Annotated in this window: 21 protein-coding genes; 5 read left to right on the plus strand and 16 right to left on the minus strand. The window is 45.8% G+C overall.

Annotated features, from left to right (window positions below; all coding sequences use genetic code 11):
* Positions 1-12: 12 nt before the first annotated feature.
* Entirely contained in the window at positions 13-519 is a 507-nt protein-coding gene (locus tag NYE28_RS11820) for a PTS glucose transporter subunit IIA (RefSeq protein ID WP_012117833.1), read from the minus strand.
* 138 nt (positions 520-657) lie between these two features.
* Here NYE28_RS11820 and NYE28_RS11825 point away from each other — a divergent pair, with 138 nt between their 5' ends.
* Positions 658-1,071, plus strand: a complete 414-nt coding sequence (locus NYE28_RS11825; protein WP_017418017.1) for a hypothetical protein — start codon at positions 658-660, stop codon at positions 1,069-1,071.
* Between the two features lie 29 nt (positions 1,072-1,100).
* On the opposite strand, the gene NYE28_RS11830 is transcribed toward NYE28_RS11825, so the two are convergent.
* Positions 1,101-1,568: a YppG family protein gene (locus tag NYE28_RS11830; RefSeq protein ID WP_113629808.1), complete on the minus strand. Its 468-nt coding sequence runs from the start codon at positions 1,566-1,568 to the stop codon at positions 1,101-1,103.
* 186 nt (positions 1,569-1,754) lie between these two features.
* Here NYE28_RS11830 and NYE28_RS11835 point away from each other — a divergent pair, with 186 nt between their 5' ends.
* Positions 1,755-1,937: a YppF family protein gene (locus tag NYE28_RS11835; protein WP_003153532.1), complete on the plus strand. Its 183-nt coding sequence runs from the start codon at positions 1,755-1,757 to the stop codon at positions 1,935-1,937.
* A gap of 38 nt (positions 1,938-1,975) precedes the next feature.
* Here the strand turns inward: NYE28_RS11835 and NYE28_RS11840 are convergent, their stop codons facing one another.
* The gene (locus NYE28_RS11840) at positions 1,976-2,344 is read right to left on the minus strand and encodes a YppE family protein (protein WP_007409492.1); all 369 of its coding nucleotides are present in this window, start codon (positions 2,342-2,344) and stop codon (positions 1,976-1,978) included.
* Positions 2,345-2,389: 45 nt separating this feature from the next.
* Complete coding sequence (locus NYE28_RS11845; protein ID WP_015240083.1) at positions 2,390-2,635, minus strand: DUF5446 family protein; 246 nt, start codon at positions 2,633-2,635, stop codon at positions 2,390-2,392.
* A 205-nt stretch (positions 2,636-2,840) separates the two neighbouring features.
* Between NYE28_RS11845 and sspM the strand changes: the two genes are divergently transcribed.
* Positions 2,841-2,945, plus strand: coding sequence for an acid-soluble spore protein SspM (gene sspM / locus NYE28_RS11850; protein WP_003153525.1), 105 nt, complete (start codon positions 2,841-2,843; stop codon positions 2,943-2,945).
* 43 nt (positions 2,946-2,988) lie between these two features.
* Here the strand turns inward: sspM and NYE28_RS11855 are convergent, their stop codons facing one another.
* Positions 2,989-3,951, minus strand: a complete 963-nt coding sequence (locus NYE28_RS11855; protein ID WP_014418234.1) for a DUF2515 domain-containing protein — start codon at positions 3,949-3,951, stop codon at positions 2,989-2,991.
* Between the two features lie 41 nt (positions 3,952-3,992).
* On the opposite strand from NYE28_RS11855, the gene recU reads away from it, so the two are divergent.
* Both recU and NYE28_RS11865 read left to right on the plus strand, forming a co-directional pair.
* The gene (gene recU / locus NYE28_RS11860; protein ID WP_094031925.1) at positions 3,993-4,601 is read left to right on the plus strand and encodes a Holliday junction resolvase RecU; all 609 of its coding nucleotides are present in this window, start codon (positions 3,993-3,995) and stop codon (positions 4,599-4,601) included.
* Between the two features lie 38 nt (positions 4,602-4,639).
* Complete coding sequence (locus NYE28_RS11865; RefSeq protein WP_025284919.1) at positions 4,640-7,423, plus strand: PBP1A family penicillin-binding protein; 2,784 nt, start codon at positions 4,640-4,642, stop codon at positions 7,421-7,423.
* 77 nt (positions 7,424-7,500) lie between these two features.
* Here NYE28_RS11865 and NYE28_RS11870 read toward each other — a convergent pair whose 3' ends face one another.
* The 11 genes from NYE28_RS11870 to panB form a co-directional block, all read right to left on the minus strand.
* A complete protein-coding gene (locus NYE28_RS11870) occupies positions 7,501-7,992 on the minus strand; it encodes a YpoC family protein (protein ID WP_032870046.1) in 492 nt (163 codons plus the stop codon).
* Positions 7,989-8,648 carry an endonuclease III gene (gene nth / locus NYE28_RS11875; protein ID WP_076425357.1) on the minus strand — a complete coding sequence of 220 codons (660 nt, stop codon included), beginning with the start codon at positions 8,646-8,648 and terminating at the stop codon, positions 7,989-7,991. Before nth ends, NYE28_RS11870 begins: the two co-directional genes overlap by 4 nt.
* 18 nt (positions 8,649-8,666) lie before the next feature.
* Positions 8,667-9,365 (minus strand): DNA replication protein DnaD, encoded by a 699-nt coding sequence (dnaD, locus tag NYE28_RS11880; protein ID WP_003153516.1) that lies wholly within the window; start codon positions 9,363-9,365, stop codon positions 8,667-8,669.
* A gap of 95 nt (positions 9,366-9,460) precedes the next feature.
* Positions 9,461-10,753, minus strand: a complete 1,293-nt coding sequence (gene asnS, locus NYE28_RS11885) for an asparagine--tRNA ligase (protein ID WP_060562796.1) — start codon at positions 10,751-10,753, stop codon at positions 9,461-9,463.
* 134 nt (positions 10,754-10,887) lie between these two features.
* Positions 10,888-12,069, minus strand: coding sequence for a pyridoxal phosphate-dependent aminotransferase (locus NYE28_RS11890; RefSeq protein WP_007612190.1), 1,182 nt, complete (start codon positions 12,067-12,069; stop codon positions 10,888-10,890).
* Between the two features lie 22 nt (positions 12,070-12,091).
* Positions 12,092-12,577 (minus strand): cell wall elongation/penicillin-binding protein regulator TseB, encoded by a 486-nt coding sequence (gene tseB, locus NYE28_RS11895; RefSeq protein WP_007409483.1) that lies wholly within the window; start codon positions 12,575-12,577, stop codon positions 12,092-12,094.
* A gap of 9 nt (positions 12,578-12,586) precedes the next feature.
* Complete coding sequence (locus NYE28_RS11900) at positions 12,587-12,757, minus strand: YpmA family protein (protein WP_003153512.1); 171 nt, start codon at positions 12,755-12,757, stop codon at positions 12,587-12,589.
* 147 nt (positions 12,758-12,904) lie between these two features.
* Entirely contained in the window at positions 12,905-15,691 is a 2,787-nt protein-coding gene (gene dinG, locus NYE28_RS11905; RefSeq protein WP_160223141.1) for an ATP-dependent DNA helicase DinG, read from the minus strand.
* A gap of 121 nt (positions 15,692-15,812) precedes the next feature.
* Complete coding sequence (gene panD, locus NYE28_RS11910; RefSeq protein WP_094031799.1) at positions 15,813-16,196, minus strand: aspartate 1-decarboxylase; 384 nt, start codon at positions 16,194-16,196, stop codon at positions 15,813-15,815.
* Position 16,197: 1 nt separating this feature from the next.
* A complete protein-coding gene (panC, locus tag NYE28_RS11915; RefSeq protein ID WP_012117844.1) occupies positions 16,198-17,058 on the minus strand; it encodes a pantoate--beta-alanine ligase in 861 nt (286 codons plus the stop codon).
* A 3-nt stretch (positions 17,059-17,061) separates the two neighbouring features.
* Positions 17,062-17,895, minus strand: coding sequence for a 3-methyl-2-oxobutanoate hydroxymethyltransferase (gene panB, locus NYE28_RS11920; RefSeq protein WP_094031800.1), 834 nt, complete (start codon positions 17,893-17,895; stop codon positions 17,062-17,064).
* Between the last annotated feature and the right edge of the window lie 198 nt (positions 17,896-18,093).

Below are 18,093 nucleotides of genomic sequence, written 5' to 3' on the forward strand. Positions count from 1 at the left end.
ATCAGCCCCTGCCTACTTCATTTTTATCGTAAAAAGCTCTGTTTGTCCTTTTTTCGCTTCATTTGCGCCTGCAAATTGCAAAGGTTCTGCGGCATCGCCATTCATAATCACCATAGGGATGACGGTGCTGCTTGCTTTTTCTTTTATTAAATCCAGCCGGCACGTTAAAAGCAGATCGCCTGTTTTCACTTTGTCTCCTTCTTTTACATGCGCTTCAAAGCCTTCGCCGTTCATATTGACAGTATCCAAACCGACATGTATCAAAAGTTCCGCTCCGGAAAGGGTGCGGATGCCGACAGCATGTTTTGTATGGAACAGCTGAATCACTTCTCCCTCAACCGGTGAAACAATGTCTCCGTTTGCAGGCTCGACGGCGATCCCGTCCCCCATCATTTTTTGTGAAAATACGGGATCCGGCACTGAAGCCAAATCCATCACCGCTCCGTCAGCCGGAGAAAAGATCACTTCCTCGGCCGGCTTTTTCCGGCTGTCTCCCAATCCGAATAATTTTTTCAGCAATGTGTTGTGCTCCCCTTCCTAAATGTGAATCCGTTACCAGTTTATTCTCCACTATTTAACCATACTTTCTTTTTTCCTTCAATTCTTAACCATACGGCATAACATCGCATAGTCTGTTTGTAAAAAGGCGGTGGTCATATGGATCAATCACAAAACGATAAACTTGATCCGCAAAGAAATGAGGACATCATCAGCCATGCGATGGACCAATTTTTTCACTCAGGTCCCTTCGCAGAATTGATGCAGGGTTTTCAGCACCTTGTCAATTCGGCTTTTACTGAAGCGCAAGTGACGATTGACGTCAGAGAAGAGCCGACGGGCCTCGCGGTTGATATCAGCGTTCCCGAGACATTCCGTGACGGTGATATGCTGGTGGAAACGAAGGGGTGCTACCTTCACGTTACAATCCGCTACGATCATAAACAGGCTCATTCCTCCCATGTGTCTTCAAGCATGACAAGAACCGTTGTCCTCCCGTATAAGGTGAGTGAAGAAGATATGGAAACATCCTGGAATGAACAGACGCTTACCCTCTTTTTCCCTAAAAAATAAGCATGAATGATGGATATCATTCATGCTTTTTATTTGAAGATACTGGTGAAGCCTTTCACCAGCGATCCGACCTGATTTACGGCGCTTACCATCTGCCCCGTTGTATCTATCATTTTATTAAAGTCAAACTGTCCGTTCGTTTTTTTAAACTGGGAGAGTATGCCTGAGAATTGGGAAGACTGCTGCTGATTCGGTCTGGGAACGGGGTAAGGATTCACAAACCCCGGCTGCCCCCCGGGCATGGCTGCCTGAGGAGGAGAGGGAGCAAACGGCTGCTGCATATGACCGTATTCCTGATTCGGATAAAATTGCTGCGGGTACTGCCCTTGCTGATGATAGGGCGGCTGCTGCAATGGCTGTATCTGCTGCGGATACGGCTGCTGTAATGGCTGTATCTGCTGCGGATACGGCTGCTGTAATGGCTGTATCTGCTGCGGGTAGAAATATCCCGCCGGCTGCTGGTACATATTTTGATATGGCTCTGCTCTCCATTGCATATGACATTCCCCCTTGTCTCTCACTAAGTTTCTGCTATATATGTATGAATTCCGCCGTGGTTATGTGCTTTCGGTGATTCTGATTTTTGTCAAATGCTGTCGAAAGTCTTAATTTTTTAAAAACAGAAAAAAGTCGAATCGTTATGTTACCATAATCTCAACATACATGAGAGGGGATGCACCATTATGAACGTATCATACTTAAGAAAGCGTTTTGCTGAAGTGAAAAAATATGAAACAGATTGTGCAGATAAACTGATGGACTTTGCAAAATTCCTCTATATTCAAGGCCATCTCACCGCAACCGAATTTCGAAACAGTATGAAGGTTCTCGAAGCAAGTGGAGCAGAAAACCCGGCGTATGAATAACATACCCGACCCCTTTATATAAAAGAAGGCAGCCGTTTTCAGCTGCCTTCTTTTTCAATTTCATCCCTTAATATACGAAGCGTATATAAAACAGATTCAGTTAAATCCCTGTATCTTTTTTTATGAATATGATGAACATATGATTGGAGCATCAGCTCTCCGAAATTTTCTGTAACGGCCTGAATTTGTGCGTGATGAACGTATTTCGGACGGTTTTCCTGAATAAACGCAAGCGCTGCTTCTGTCCAAAGCGCGCAAAGCCGGTCTCTTTTTTCAACATCGGGTTTAATAATCTCAAAAAAATCATATGAACGGCCTGACTCTTTTCCATCCTGATACCTTTTTTCGGCTTCCAGAACCGCCTCTATCATTTGTTCTGTCAGCTCCAATAACGACTGTGTCTGCAAACGGACTCACCTCAGTACATATGGTACCAAAGTTTTTGCATAAAATCAGCTGATCCGGCAGGCTTTCGGCAAATCCTTTTTACGCCGGTCAGCCAAAAACAGGTCATCAATACAAACATGAAGCTCCCGCGCCTCTTCCTCAAGGCGGGAAAGTTTCTCCTGTCTGATTTCTTCAGCTTCCGCCTGACAGGATCTGACTGCTTGGGTAAGCGTCTTTTCAGCAGCAGAAATCCGGAATTCGATATCAGAAAGCAGACGGAGAATATCAGCCTTGCTCGTGTAAACAGACATTCATGTTCCTCCCTTTTATCACTTGCGTCTCTTTAGAATATAATTCTCGTTTTCATACCGCTCTCCTCTGCACATGACAAAACTAGAAGCAGTTCGGCAAACAAACAGAGATTATCCTAAAAGGCGGGCCTTTCGACAAAAAAGTGCCGCAAACTTTGTATGAACCGGCACGTTAATGCAAACGATACAGTTGAGGAGGTGCCGTATGAAAACGAGACCGAAAAATGCAGGTAAACAGCAAAAAACCGAAGCAAAAACGACTGATACGCTTGATAAAAAATTAGGCGGCCCAAACCGCCCTTCCACGTAACACATCAGCAGCCCGAAACCCCAGCGAACGGTTTCGGGCTTTTTCATTTCTTCAGCCACTCTTTAACCGCGAAGAGCGCATGGAGCTCCCGTCTTTTCTGGAAGTACCAGTCCGTCAGTTCAAGCTGTTTCGGCATTTTCTCCTGTAAGAAAGCCCCTTTTCTTAACCTTTTTTGAAACCAATCCGCCCTTTCGCCGTCTAATGGATGGGCAACAATGGGATAGGTTGTCCTCAGCATCGGTGATGTTCTTTTTTTGATGCCGATCATTTTCTCCATATCAAAGCGTGAACCGGTATGAGGAACGGTATCAAGAAAACGGTAAAAAGAAGCGTGCAGATCAGGGCTGAACAGAAGACGGGCCAGCTGTTTTCCGAGCGTAATTCTTTCTTCGGTTTTCGAAAACCGTTTGACGGAGATTCCGTATAAATGTCCGTCAAATGAAGGGAATATCACCGTATTAAAGTGAAACCAATCACTTAAATAAAAAGGAATCGTGCCAAAAACATTCTTTTTAAACGAAGGATTTTGTATAATAGGTGCTTGGATAGTGTTTTGTTCATTTATAATAAGAGCATACATGAGCCGTTCCGTATCTCCGTCACGCCAAAAGCGGAACCATTCTTCCTGCATAAAAGCCGAGACGCGGAAATGAGGAAGATGACGGAAAAGAGGTTCGCCGATTTGTTTTGACCACTGGTAGACCAGAAGCTGAGGATAGGCATCAGAAAAAATCAGCCAATTCGCCCTTTCATACGAAAGGAAAAACCAGTTTTTCTGACTGCTGTCAAGGCCCTCCTGATAAAGGACGCCTCTTAAATCAGTCATCGACCAGCCCGCATTGCGGGACACAAACGATGCCAAAAGCGGCCACTTGATCTCAGGATGGCGGTCATAATATGCTTTATAGGCATTCGTCCGGGAAATATTATCGGCATTTTTTATTTTCGTCTCTTTTTCGATCAGGCGAAGAATGGCGGTTACGGTCTGTCGTTTATGCACGTTCATTCACTTCCGTCACTATTAGTTTGATAAGGAGGATGGAAAAAGTGATTCGGTACCCGAATGGAAAAACTTTTCAGCCGAACAAAACGGTTTCATCCCAAAACAGCCAGAAACGGTCTCATTCATACAGTAATCGCGGCATGACCCTCGAAGACGACCTGAATGAAACGAATAAGTATTATCTGGCTAACCAAATTGCTGTCATTCACAAAAAGCCGACACCCGTCCAGATTGTAAACGTCCACTATCCGAAAAGAAGCGCCGCAGTCATTAAGGAAGCTTATTTTAAACAGTCTTCCACAACTGACTACAACGGCATTTATAAAGGGCGCTACATTGATTTTGAGGCAAAAGAAACAAAAAACAAAACGGCATTTCCCCTGCAGAATTTTCATGATCATCAGATTGAGCATATGAAGCAGGTGGTCAGACAAGACGGCATTTGTTTTGTTATTATATCCGCTTTCGGAAAGGTTTATTTCCTCGAAGCCGACAAGCTGTTTGTCTTTTGGGAGAGAAAGGAGAACAATGGCAGAAAATCGATTCGCAGAGACGAATTAGAAGATGCTTCCTTTCCGATTTCCCTTGGATACTCACCGAGAATTGATTATATTAGTATTATTGAACAGCTTTATTTTTCGCAGGAACAGTAGACTGAGCGAAAGGTTGATAAACGAAAGGTTGAGATGTTATGTCAGATCAATTTACGAGCCGTGAAGAACGCCGTAAGGCAAGGCAGACGAAAAGCACTAAGCCCTCTTCACCGAAAAAAGGCAAGAAACAGCGTAAAGGCGGTTTATTCAAAAAGATTGTGCTGTCCTTGGTTATTCTGTTTGTCCTTGGCATAGTCGGCGGAGCGGCGGCATTTGCCGTTTTGGTTTCCGGCGCGCCGTCTTTGGACGAAGCCAAGCTGAAAACGCCTTACTCTTCAACGATTTACGATAAAAACGGCAAAGAAATCGCGGAAGTGGGCGGTGAAAAACGAACCTACGTCCCGATTAAGGATATACCCGATGTTGTGAAAGAAGCATTTATCGCAACTGAAGACGCCCGTTTTTATAAGCACCACGGTATAGACCCGATCCGGATCGGAGGCGCCTTGGTCGCCAACTTTACGGATGGATTCGGTTCAGAGGGAGGAAGCACAATCACCCAGCAGGTTGTGAAAAACTCGCTTTTGACCCATCAGAAAACGATTAAACGGAAAGCACAGGAAGTGTGGCTTTCACTGCAGCTGGAGCGCCATTATTCTAAAGATGAAATCTTAGAAATGTATTTAAACAGAATTTATTTCTCACCGCGCGCCTACGGCGTCGGTAAAGCGGCTGAAGAATTCTTCGGCGTAAAAGACTTGAGCAAGCTTACGGTTGAACAGGCGGCGACGCTTGCCGGAATGCCGCAAAGCCCGACCGGATATAACCCGGTTAAAAATCCGAAGGCTTCCGAAAAACGCCGAAACATCGTTCTCAGCTTAATGGAAAAACAAGGATTCATTTCAAATTCTGACTACCAAAAAGCAAAGAAAGTGTCCATGAAAGATGAAGGCGTCGTCAGCCAAAAGGAATACGATAAAAAGGACACAAATAAATACAGCGCTTTTGTCGAAGAAGTTATGAAAGAAATTGAGACAAAAGAAAAGAAAGACGTCGATATTTCAACTGACGGATTAAAAATTTACACGACTCTTGATACGAAAGCACAAGATTATCTTGATCAATTGATGAACGGAGATACAGCCGGCTTTTCGGAAGGCATGCAGGGCGGCGTCACCCTCCTTGATACGACAAACGGAGAAATCCGCGCTATCGGAGCAGGACGGAACAGAACTACCGGGGGATTCAATTATGCAACACAAGGTAAAACCCAGCCCGGTTCAACGATAAAACCTATTCTTGATTACGGGCCGGTCATTGAAAATAAAAAATGGTCGACGTATGAGCAGATTGATGATTCGGCTTATACGTACTCTGACGGCACACCGATTCATGATTGGGACAATAAATACAGAGGGCAGATATCTATGCGAGAGGCCCTCGCAGACTCACGTAATATTCCTGCTTTAAAAGCATACCAAGCAGCAGGAAAAGATAATGCCGTCGACTTCGCAAACGACTTAGGATTGGGATTAAACAAAGATCAAGTATATGAACCCTACTCTATCGGGGGATTTGGTGAGGGTAACCGCGGTGTATCTACTATGACCATGGCAGGCGCCTACAGTGCGTTCGGAAATAACGGAACGTACAACGAACCGCACGCGGTCACATCGATTGAATTTAATGACGGCACTAAGCTTGATTTAACACCGAAACCGAAAAGTGCTATGAGCGACTACACAGCGTTTATGATTACCGATATGCTCAAATCAGCTGTCGAATCAGGAACAGGTAAACTGGCTCAGGTGCCGAACGTGGAAGTCGCCGGTAAAACGGGTACGACCAACTTTACTAAAGAGGACATTCAAAAATATAACATTGCTCCGGGCGGAGTCCCAGACTCATGGTTTGTCGGATACACCCCTCAATATACAGCGGCGGTTTGGACCGGAGTTGAGTCTGGCAACAAAGCAGGCAAGAAATCACTGTCTTCTGCTGACCAGCAAGTCGCAAAACGGATTTTCCAAAAGCTGATCTCATACGTTGATGACGGTAAAGGAAGCTTCAAGCAGCCTGACAGCGTCGTCAAAGAAACAGTTGAGAAAGGCTCGAATCCTGCCGCTTTAGCCGGACCGAATACGCCGGATGATAAAAAAGTGACGGAGTACTTCGTGAAAGGAACGCAGCCAACTGCCGTTTCTAAAACGTACACGAAAGAAAAAGCCGATAAACCGACAGGATTGCAAGTGAAATACGACAAAGATAAAAAATCATTAACTTTAAGCTGGAATTATGACGGTGATGCAACATTCAATGTCAAACAATCCGTTGACGGCGGAAGCTACAGTGACATTCAAAACAGTTCGGCAAAAGAAGCCGTCGTCTCAGATGTCACACCAGGCTCCACATACAGCTTCCAGGTGACAGCGGAAAACGATGACGGAAAAAGCGATACGGCATCAGCTTCTTTCAAAGTCCCGAAAGATGAAGAAGACGATGCGGATAAAGATAAAGCGACTGACGATGAACAGAAGTCTGATGAAGATAAAGACAAAGACAAAACGCAAACCGATGATTCAAACACAGATGACAATCAGACAGATACGTCTGACGGATCGGATCAAACACCAACTGATGACCCGGATAAAAATCAGGATCAATCCGATAAGGATCAAACAGATAACAACAATCAGAATCAGCCCGGTAACGGGACCGATAACAACGGACAGCAAGATAACGGCTCTGATAATGATTCCGATTCCGGTTCAGACGGCTCAAATAAACCTGACAGCGGTCAAACGGACAAAAACCAAGACTCATCTTCAAATATCAACGGGCAGTCAAATTCGTCAACCATCCAGTCAAATTCCGCTCATTAGCGGACGAAATCCTTCACCTCAACCAGGTGAAGGATTTTTTTCATACAAAAAAACCTCCTTATGAGAAAAGGAGGTTTTTAACCTTTGTTCATGGCTTCATATTTATGATATTGTTTCTTCATCTCCGTCATCAATTCATCAAGCTGAATAAACGAGTGATATTGAGTCGGTTTCGTTAAAATAAACGCCATTCGCTCCGCCCAATTGATCGGTTCGGCGGGAAAATGCTTTGTTTCAAGCACAGTCCAGTCGAGTGATGTGACCCGCTCCCCTGCCGTCCAGTGAAAAGCGGCAATCAGACAGGCAATTCCCTTCAGCATGTCATTTTGATCACATCTCGATTTTCTTGTTTGAAAAACGGGAAGCAGCGTTTCTTTCGTTTCATTCCAAATCTGAAACAGAAACGGGACATATTCGCCCCTTTCCCTCCATGGCTGCACGGTTGGCTGACCGCTGAAATCCATATACAGAGGATGGCGGCGCAGCGCCGTTTTGATCTCAAGGCTTTCCAAGTCCGTAAGGCTGCGCAGGTATGTTTCATAGCCTGCCAGAATGTCAATCGCCGTCACCGTTTCACCAGCCCTTTTTTGTCACGCTTCTGCCCTTCTCTGCACAGCGGAAGCAAAGGACATTCCGCACAGCGGGGAGATTGCGCTTTACAATGATACCTGCCGAAAAATATTAATCTGTGATGCGTAACAGACCAATCCTCTTTCGGCACTTTTTTCATTAATGTTTTCTCTACTTCCAAAACAGAGTCCTTCCAGCGGCAGATACCGAGCCGTTTAGAGACCCGCTCCACATGAGTGTCTACTGCGATCGCAGGTACGCCGAAAGCAACAGACACGACCACATTTGCCGTTTTCCGTCCGACACCCGGCAGATTCACAAGCACATCCCGGTCTTTCGGCACTTCTCCGCCGTACTCTTCGATGATCATTTTGCTCAGCTTTTGAATATTTTTGGCTTTATTACGGTACAGACCGATTGATTTAATATCCTGCTGGAGTTCTTCCAGCGATACGGAAAGATAATCTTCGGGCCGTTTATATTTTTGAAATAGCGTTTTTGTCACTCTGTTGACGAGAGCATCCGTACATTGCGCGGATAGTGCGACTGCCACAACCAGTTCGAAAGGATTTGAATGGACAAGTTCACATTCTGCGTGCGGAAACATATCACCGATTTTTTCAAGACAATATTCAATCTGCTTTAAATTTAACACGTTTCTCCCCTTCTCATGTTATTGTTCCAGCCAATTGTAAAAAGGCACCTGCCTCGTATACTCTTTTTGCGGATCATTTTGTTTTGTTTGAACACGCCGGAATTTTTGGCTGTGCGCCTTCGCCTGCTCAACCGTTTTAAAGCCGTTCTTTTTCCATTCAAATAAAATCCGGTCAATATAGCGAAAACTGAGTTTCCCCGATAAAACGGCTTCTTTTAAGGCGTGTTTAATCAGAATCGCATCATGCTGATCCTGATCCTGCCATATGGCCAGCGTCTCGCATTCAAGCGGCGACAGCGGTCTTCCGAACTCTTCTTCAAAGATGGTATACAGGCTTTTTTGTTCTCTTTCTGACGTTCTTTCCTGCGTTTCGTTTTGTGAATGCTGCATGTAATCATACAGCTTCGCCCATAACGGCTGCAGAGAATATTTTTCAAACTTTATGCCGTTATGGTCTTCACATTCTTCAATAAACAGAAAACCTTTTTGAATAAACATCCTCAAGCAGCTTGTACATTCTTCAGCAGAGATGGACATGCCTGATTGAAGTTCAAACGGCGTCGGAAAATAAGAGCCCTTTTCCAAATGCATTTTAATCTTCAAAAGCAGGATCAATTCGGTTTCATTCAGCCCGAGCTGCCGGTAATGTGTCAGCAGCAGGTTGGGAATGCTTGAAATGCCGAGTTCCTGCATATCTATAAATTGCTGTTTTTTCATCCTTACACCTCTTACTGTAAAAAGGTTATCTCCGGGAGCTTTCCCCTTTACTTAGAAAAAGTCTCCCTTGCAGGAGACTTCGTTTTTCATAACTATTACGGATACAGACGGTTCAGAAGTCTCGGGAACGGAATCGTTTCACGCACGTGAGGCGCTCCGCTGATCCAAGCCACTGTCCGCTCAAGTCCGAGGCCGAAACCGGAGTGCGGAACAGAACCGTATTGTCTAAGTTCAGCATACCATTTGTAAGCATCTGAATCCAGACCGTGTTCTTTTAATCTTTCTTCCAATAAATCCATATCATGAACGCGTTCTGAACCGCCGATGATTTCCCCGTAGCCTTCCGGAGCGATTAAGTCGGCACATAACACGACATCGTCACGATCTTTGGCAGGCTGCATATAAAACGGTTTTAATGACGTCGGGTAATGAGTGATAAACACCGGTTTGTCATAGCTTTCTGCGATCGCTGTTTCATGCGGCGCACCGAAGTCATCTCCCCACTCAATATCGTCAAAGCCTTTTTCTTTCAGGAATTCGATCGCTTTATCGTACGTAATGCGCGGGAATGGCGCTTTGATTTGTTCAAGCTTCGATGTGTCTCTACCTAATGTGTTCAGCTCGATCTTACAATGTTCCAGCACACTTTGTACGATGTATGCAACATAATTCTCCTGAACTTCAAGGTTTTCTTGAAATTCAACAAATGCCATTTCAGGCTCAATCATCCAGAATTCGATGAGATGGCGTTTCGTTTTCGATTTTTCCGCTCTGAACGTCGGTCCGAAAGAGAATACTTTTCCGAGCGCCATTGCAGCTGCTTCCATATACAGCTGGCCGCTTTGAGACAAGAAGGCGTCTTCATCAAAATATTTCGTCGCGAACAGCTCAGTCGTGCCTTCCGGAGCGCTTCCCGTCAAAATCGGCGGATCAACTTTCACGAAGCCTTCTTTGTTGAAAAACTCATAAGTCGCACGGATGATTTCGTTGCGGATTTTCATAATTGCGTGCTGGCGTTTCGAACGGAGCCATAAATGTCTGTGATCCATTAAAAATTCCGTACCGTGCTCTTTAGGCGTAATCGGATAATCAGTCGCTTCGTGAATGACTTCAATGGATGTAACAGCAAGCTCATAGCCAAGCGGTGAACGCTCGTCCTCTTTCACAATTCCTTTTACATAAAGTGACGTTTCCTGTGTCACTGATTTTGCGATTTGGAAGATGTCTTCTTCTACTTCAGCTTTGACGACAACTCCCTGAATGAAGCCGGTACCGTCTCTCAGCTGTAAAAATGCGATTTTACCGCTTGAGCGTTTATTAGCGACCCAAGCTCCAATCGTTACTTCCTCGCCTGTGTGTTTATACACTTGGTTGATTGTTGTTTTCAAACTCTTTCCCTCCAGAACAAGAAAGACATTCAGGAATCTGCCTGAATCTCTTTTTTCATCACTTTATTATACCCGTTCTACTCTAACGGGGTCAATGCAAGTGAAAAGCGGCTTTAAAAGCCGCTTTTTCAGAATCAGCTGTGTTTTTCCGTGAAGCGGCGGATTCTTTCGACCGCTTCTTCTAAAAGATCGAGTGACGTTGCGTAAGATAAGCGGACGTTGTCCGGTGAACCGAAACCCGAGCCCGGCACGATGGCGACTTTTTCTTCTTCCAGAAGCGCCTTGACGTATTCATCGACATCTTTGAATCCGCAGTTTTCTGCGGCCGCTTTGGCGTTAGGGAACAAGTAAAACGCCCCTTCAGGTTTGACACAGGTGAATCCGGGAATCTCACTGAGCTGAGCGTAAATGGTGTTCAGTCTGTGCTCAAATGCCTGTCTCATCTCTTCCAGCGGCTCAGCCGGACCGTTATAGGCCGCAATAGCGCCGTATTGAGCGATAGACGTCGGATTTGATGTGCTGTGGCTCGCAAGGCTCGTCATCGCTTTAATAATCGTCTCCGAACCCGCCGCATAGCCGATCCTCCAGCCCGTCATGCTGTGAGATTTCGACACGCCGTTAATGATGATCGTCTGCTCTTTCAATTCATCTGAAAGCTGTGCGATTGAGACGTGTTTTTTTCCTCCGTATGTAAGCTTCTCATAAATCTCGTCGGAAACGATCAGAATGCCATGCTCCAGACACACTTTTCCGAGTTCCGCAAGCTCTTCTTTCGTATACATAACACCTGTCGGGTTGCTCGGTGAATTGATAATGAGCGCTTTTGTTTTCTCGGTGATAGCCTGCTTCAGCTGCTCCGGTGAAATTTTAAACTGATTGGATTCCAGCCCTTCTGCATAGACGGGACGCCCCCCTGCCAGTTTCACCTGCTCAGGGTAGCTGACCCAGTAAGGAGTCGGTATAATCACTTCGTCCCCTTCATCAAGAATAACCTGAAATAATGTATACAGAGCGTGTTTCGCTCCGGTGCAGACAATGATTTCTGACGGCTTATATTCAATCCCCTGGTCGTTTTTGAATTTTTTTGCGATACTGTCTTTCAGCGCCGGCAGACCGCCTGAAGGCGTATATTTCGTATGGCCTTCATTCATGGAACGCACCGCGGCATCTATAATGTGCTGAGGCGTATTAAAATCCGGTTCTCCTGCTCCGAGGCCGATGACATCATGGCCTTCTGCTTTCAGCTCTTTCGCTTTTGCAGTAATTGCAAGTGTTGCAGACGGTGTTAATGCGGATACTCTTTTTGCCAATTTCAACTTGAACTCCCCCTAATACGTCTCACGGTGTGATGTTTTTGAGAATCTTGCCGCTTGTAAAGTCCACATAACTAAAGCTATACTGCCCGCTTTTGTTGATATAGGTCACTTCCCATAACGGAACATTGTTTTCTCTCGCCGGGTGAACGCCATTCAGCTTGGAAACAAGCCCTTCGTCCCGGACGATCTTGGCAGCCTTGCCGCTTGAAATGCCGTCACTGGCTTTTTTTGAGAGAATTTTTGCTTTTTTGTCGGCCGGAACCCATACATACATATCTTTTCCATGTTTATCCGTTCCGGTAACAACATAATATTTCTGTTTGCCGACAAAGGTCTCCACTTTCTCAGCATCTGTCAAATCCGTTTTTTCTTTAGCGGCTGCGGCAGCTGTTTCGTGGCCTTCTTCTTTTTGGGCCATTGCAGATTTAAAAATGCTGGCCGAAAATAAAAGAACTGCTAAAAAAATAATACCAAATACGGCTGTAAATATTAATGCTTTTTTTCTCATCTTTTTCACCTATGTGCGATAAATGGTGAAGACCGCTTCATTTTGATTTTCTTCGTCGAGCGCAAGCCCGAACATCAGATTGTCCCGTTTCAAAGTCCGGTTTAATGTATCGACGATTTTATATAAATCATCTGAATGCTCCACATTAATCGTTGACAGAATTTCAATTTTGCTTTCCATTTTTATACCCTCCATCGGTCGAACAAATTTTGTTAGTCATAACGGGATGCGCCCGCGGCATAATAAAATCACAAGGCGGCATGAACCCGCTTTTACTATAAAAACAATTCCTCATCCCACACCACGAAAGCCGCGATTATGCGGCTTTTATTCCGTTTGGCTGACATAAGCCCCGAGTTCGGCATCCGTCAGCTCCAAAAGGGATGAAGTCGGGAGCGCTTCAAGAAACAGCCGTCCGTATCCCGCCGTCTTTACACGCTGATCTAAAAGAACGATTGTTCCCTTGTCTCCCGCCGTACGGAGAAGGCGCCCGACCCCCTGTCTGAACGTTAACACGGCCTCAGGCAGGGAAATCGTCTGAAACGGATTTTTCCCCTGCTTCTTGGCAAATTCGCATTTTGCGGCATGAAGCGGATTGTCAGGCGCCCTGAAAGGAAGTCTTGCGATCATGACGGTTGACAATTCATCCCCCGGAAAATCAACGCCTTCCCAGAAATGATTTGTCCCGAGTAAAATCGCCCGGCTTGCCGTTTTAAAGGTTTTCATTAATTTACCGGGACTCCCGCCCGAAATACCTTGGGCGAGAAGCTGAATGCCTGATATCTCCATACTGAGTTTCAGTTCCTGATACACTTTTTTCAGCATATCATGAGACGTAAACAGGACAAGGATCTTCGGCTGTTTTCCCTTTGACATGATTTCTGCATACTTGGCAATATGCTCAATGACTTCCCGCTCTCCGTCATATTTAACGGATTTCATCTCTTTCGGAATGATGACGTTCATCTGATCATCGTAAGAAAAAGGAGACGGGATGCTTTTGGTGCGCGGATAAAAATCCGCAAGTCCGAGCCTTTCAATCATAAATTGAAAAGAATGCTCCACCATTAAGGTCGCTGATGTGAGCACAACGCTTTTTTTGCGGGCGAAAAACTGGTCTGCCAGCATTTCACCGGGCTCCAAAGGCTGCGCATAGATGCTGACGGCATTTTTTGCGCCCTTCGCGTCAATTTCAACCCAAACGGCTTCTTTCTCATCATTTTCAAACAGCAGCCTGCTGAACGTATCGCGATATTCTTTCAGCCCCCTGATACACTTTACATATTCGGCCGCTAAAAAAGCCGCTCCGCTTTTCATCTGATCAAGCTTTTGATGTAACAGTTTCTCCTGTACTGAAAACATGTCAAGCAGCTGATCCAGCATCGCACAAAGCCGCTCCGCTCCGTCCGTTATCATGTGAAACCCTTTATCCTGGCTTTTATGATTGAGACTATAAACGAGACGGTTCAGATCGTCTTTAGGTTTTCTTCGTTTGACAAAAGAATGCACCGAACTGAAAAATGCGTCGCTTTCCGATTGAATATGCTTCATCCACTCATCGGCGTCAAAAAAACTTTCCGCCGGCAGTTCATACGTATAAAACAGTTTTCTCATCCGCTTTAACAGTCCGTGTTCCTTTAAGGTTCCGATTCGGCTGAGCTTTGTGTGCAGTCCGATGTATGAAGCTCTCTTCCCCAGGTGCTCGCTGGCAGCGCGTTCGAAATGATGCGCTTCATCAATGATGACCGTTCCGCTTGCAGGCAGTTTTTTCGTTTCACTGCTTTGATCTGAAAACAGCAAAGCATGGTTTGTGATAATCAGATCTGCGGCCTGCGCCTTTTCTTTAGCCCGTTCATAAAACCCGGCAGCCGAGTCCTTCCCTTTTTTAAAAAAAGAATTCTCATCGTAAGCCATGCGCTCCCACAGCAATCTGCCGCCTGATGGAAGATTCAGCTCAGCGGCGTCGCCCGTTTCAGTCTCCGTCAGCCAGACGAGAAGCTGCGCTTTCGTCAAAACCGCATCATAGTTGTCATCTTCCTCATGCAGAATATGTTCAAACTTAGGCAGGCACAAATAATGTGATTTCCCTTTTAAAATAGCGGCTTTGACCGGCCAAGGAAACATACGCTCCAAAAGCGGAAGATCTTTAGACATGATCTGCTGCTGCAAAAGAGTAGAGTACGTGCTGATAATCACGGGAGTTTGCTCCGCTTTGGCAAATAAAACAGCCGGAACGAGATAACCGATCGTTTTTCCGATGCCGGGCGCCGCTTCAATCAGCGCATGCTCCCGATTGCGGAAGGCGCCAAGCACTTCATCCATCATCGAAAGCTGCCCTTTCCGCTTTTCATAGCGGGGGATGATGCCGGAAAAGATCTGTTCTTTTTCTTCGTTCCACTTTTCAAGGTCAATGGCTGCATTCACCGGACGGGAAACCGGAATGTGATCGGGCTCTTTAATTGAAAAAGAGGCGTATGGAATGCAGCTCTTTTCTTCCGCCGGCCTGCTTTCATGTATAAAAGAATCCAAAAGCAGCGTCAAATCGCTGATAAAATGCTGTGAAAGCCTTCTAAGCTGCTTTAATGTCGGTAAAGGCAAATGTTTCAGTTTATGTAAAATGTCTAAAAAGACCAGTCCCGTAACCTCCGCATCGCTGTCTGCGCGGTGAGGTCGGTCATGAACAATATTCAGCTCCGCGCACAACTCACCGAGCTTATATCCTTCAAACCCCGGGAAAACAATACGCGAAAGCTCAACCGTATCAAGCACTTCACAATCCGGCGGCTCATAGCCCGCTTCGCTCAGTTCATGCCGGACAAATCCGAGGTCGAAATGAATATTGTGGGCAACAAAATACGCGCCGTCAAGCAGATGAAAAATCTCCTCCGCGACCGCTTCAAACGGCAGTTCATTTTCAACCATTCCGGACGAAATTCCGGTCAGCTGTTCAATAAACGGCGGGATGGCCTGATTCGGATTGATATATTTTGAAAACCGCTCAGTTATTTGTCCATTTTCAATGACAACCGCTGCGATTTGAATGATTTTATCGCCCTTTTTCGGCGAATTTCCTGTTGTTTCGACATCTATGACAACGAACCGTTGTTTGTTCATTAAAATGGACACCTCAATTCTTGCATACGAGAAAAGTGTAACACGTTTTGTTGAGAAATGGAGCGGAAAAACAGCTTTTGCCCCTAAATCTTAAAAGAAAACCCCCATGAAGGGGGCTCTTTTACAAAATCGTGTGTGCCAGCTCCTGACCCAGCATCTGCTCGATTTTATTCTGATCATCCAGAACGGCCACCTTCGGCTGATGGCTTTTTGCTTCCTGATCAGACATCATTTGATAAGAAATAATAATGACTTTATCTCCTTCTTGGACGAGACGGGCGGCTGCTCCGTTTAAACAGATGACGCCGCTCCCCCGCTTACCGGGAATAATATACGTTTCAAGTCTCGCTCCATTATTATTATTCACAATCTGAACTTTTTCATTAGCGAGCATTCCGACGGCATCTAAAAGATCTTCATCAATCGTAATGCTGCCGACATAGTTTAAATTGGCTTCCGTCACGGTAGCGCGGTGCAGTTTTCCGGCCATCATAGTGCGGTACATATTATGATCTCTCCCATTCATCAATATCAATAATGATATTATCAATCAGTCTGGCTTTAGAAAATTGGACGGCACAGGCCAGAATGACCTTGCCGTTTAATGTTTTAAGCGGAGTCAGCTCCGGATAAGCGTACAGTTCGGCATAATCAATGACGCCGCTTGTGTTTTCGATGATATCGGTGACGGTTTTTATAACGGTTTCCGGATTTCTTTCACCGTCTCTGATCAGTTCGGCACCTTGCTGCAATGCTTTATAGATCATCGGCGCTTCTTTGCGTTCCTGCTCAGTCAGATAGACGTTGCGAGAGCTTTTGGCAAGTCCGTCTTCTTCTCTGACCGTGTCCACTGCAACCAATTCGATATCCATAAAGAAATCCTCAATCAATCCGTCCACAACCGCTGCCTGCTGGGCATCTTTCAGGCCGAAGTAGGCGCGGGTCGGTTTAACGAGATTGAAAAACTTCGTCAGCACAGTGGCCACTCCGTCAAAATGGCCGACGCGGGAGGCGCCGCACAACACGTCAGTTCTCCTTTTCACTTGCACGGCAACATTTTGCTCGCCTTTGTACATATCACTTGGAGACGGCGTAAACAAAACATCTGCCCCCGCCTGTTCTGCAAGCCGGGCATCGCGCTTTAAATCTCGCGGATATGCTTCGTAATCCTCGCCCGGTCCGAATTGAGTCGGATTGACAAAGATGCTCATCACGACAATATCGTTTTCTTTGCTTGCTTTTTCAACCAGTGTCAGATGTCCTTCATGAAGAAAACCCATTGTCGGGACGAATCCGATCGTCCGGCCTTCTGAGCGGTATTGTGCAATTAATTCTTTCAGCTGTTGAGTTTCTGTCAGTTGTTTCATCGCTTACTTTCCTCCGTACAAGCCTTGCAGCACAGTTTGGTTTATCTGAAAGGAATGCTTTTCTTCCGGGAAAACCCGTTCTTTCACATCACGGACGTAACCGCTGAGGGCCGACTCAATCGTGCCGTCGATTTTGGCGTATTGCTTCACGAACTTCGGTGTTCTGTCCACGCCGTGGCCGACGACGTCATGATAGACAAGGACTTGGCCGTCCGCTTTTGAACCGGCTCCGATTCCGATGACGGGAATGGATACTTCTTCTTTTATTTTAGCAGTCAGTTCAGCAGGCACGCATTCAAGCACGAGCATCATCGCTCCCGCCTGCTCGCATTTGATGCTGTCTTCAATGAGCTTTTTCGCGCTTTGCTCATCTTTTCCCTGTACTTTATATCCGCCTAATACGCCGACAGACTGCGGTGTGAGGCCTAAATGGCTGACGACGGGAATTCCGCCGAGAGTCAGCGCGCGGATGGATTCGAAAACGCCGTCTCCGCCTTCCAGCTTTAACGCGTCCGCGCCGCTTCCCTGAATAATGGCCGCGGCGTTTTTCAATGTATCCTCTTTTGAAAGGTGGTAAGACATAAACGGCATGTCAGTTACGATAAACGTATTTTTCGCACCGCGTTTTACCGCTTTTGTATGGTGAATCATGTCACTGACCGTTACGCCGACTGTTGAATCGAGTCCGAGCACGACCATTCCGAGCGAATCCCCGACTAAAATCATGTCGACTCCCGCCTGCTCCGCAAGCTTTGCCTGCGGATAATCGTAAGCGGTCAGCATTACGATCGGCTCTCCGTTTTCCTTCATTTTCACGAAATCCAGTTTTGTTTTCATTCTGTTTCTCCTCCTCTAAACGGTGAGGAGATGAGCCGCCAATTCTTCGCAAGCAAAAAAGCCTTCTGTAAAATAAGAAGGATTCCCACTTGTTTAACGTTCGGCGAATGTCATCCCTCTGTCCCAGTCCTTTTTTGGATCAAGGCAGACTTTTCGTAATCTCTGTTCTGCTGATCGGGTGCAGTTCATTATGATACT

Origin of the sequence: Bacillus sp. FSL R5-0443 (assembly GCF_038608285.1) — a bacterium.
GTDB lineage: Bacteria > Bacillota > Bacilli > Bacillales > Bacillaceae > Bacillus > Bacillus velezensis.

Excerpts from the sequence above, each read along its gene's own strand:
- panC (WP_012117844.1), bottom strand. The coding sequence starts at position 17,058 with ATGAAACAACTGACAGAAACTCAACAGCTGAAAGAATTAATTGCACAA.
- panB (WP_094031800.1), bottom strand. The coding sequence starts at position 17,895 with ATGAAAACAAAACTGGATTTCGTGAAAATGAAGGAAAACGGAGAGCCG.
- NYE28_RS11835 (WP_003153532.1), top strand. The coding sequence starts at position 1,755 with ATGAACGTATCATACTTAAGAAAGCGTTTTGCTGAAGTGAAAAAATAT.
- NYE28_RS11900 (WP_003153512.1), bottom strand. The coding sequence starts at position 12,757 with ATGGAAAGCAAAATTGAAATTCTGTCAACGATTAATGTGGAGCATTCA.
- dnaD (WP_003153516.1), bottom strand. The coding sequence starts at position 9,365 with ATGAAAAAACAGCAATTTATAGATATGCAGGAACTCGGCATTTCAAGC.
- NYE28_RS11830 (WP_113629808.1), bottom strand. The coding sequence starts at position 1,568 with ATGCAATGGAGAGCAGAGCCATATCAAAATATGTACCAGCAGCCGGCG.
- NYE28_RS11865 (WP_025284919.1), top strand. The coding sequence starts at position 4,640 with ATGTCAGATCAATTTACGAGCCGTGAAGAACGCCGTAAGGCAAGGCAG.
- tseB (WP_007409483.1), bottom strand. The coding sequence starts at position 12,577 with ATGAGAAAAAAAGCATTAATATTTACAGCCGTATTTGGTATTATTTTT.
- NYE28_RS11825 (WP_017418017.1), top strand. The coding sequence starts at position 658 with ATGGATCAATCACAAAACGATAAACTTGATCCGCAAAGAAATGAGGAC.
- NYE28_RS11855 (WP_014418234.1), bottom strand. The coding sequence starts at position 3,951 with ATGAACGTGCATAAACGACAGACCGTAACCGCCATTCTTCGCCTGATC.
- sspM (WP_003153525.1), top strand. The coding sequence starts at position 2,841 with ATGAAAACGAGACCGAAAAATGCAGGTAAACAGCAAAAAACCGAAGCA.
- dinG (WP_160223141.1), bottom strand. The coding sequence starts at position 15,691 with ATGAACAAACAACGGTTCGTTGTCATAGATGTCGAAACAACAGGAAAT.
- NYE28_RS11845 (WP_015240083.1), bottom strand. The coding sequence starts at position 2,635 with ATGTCTGTTTACACGAGCAAGGCTGATATTCTCCGTCTGCTTTCTGAT.
- panD (WP_094031799.1), bottom strand. The coding sequence starts at position 16,196 with ATGTACCGCACTATGATGGCCGGAAAACTGCACCGCGCTACCGTGACG.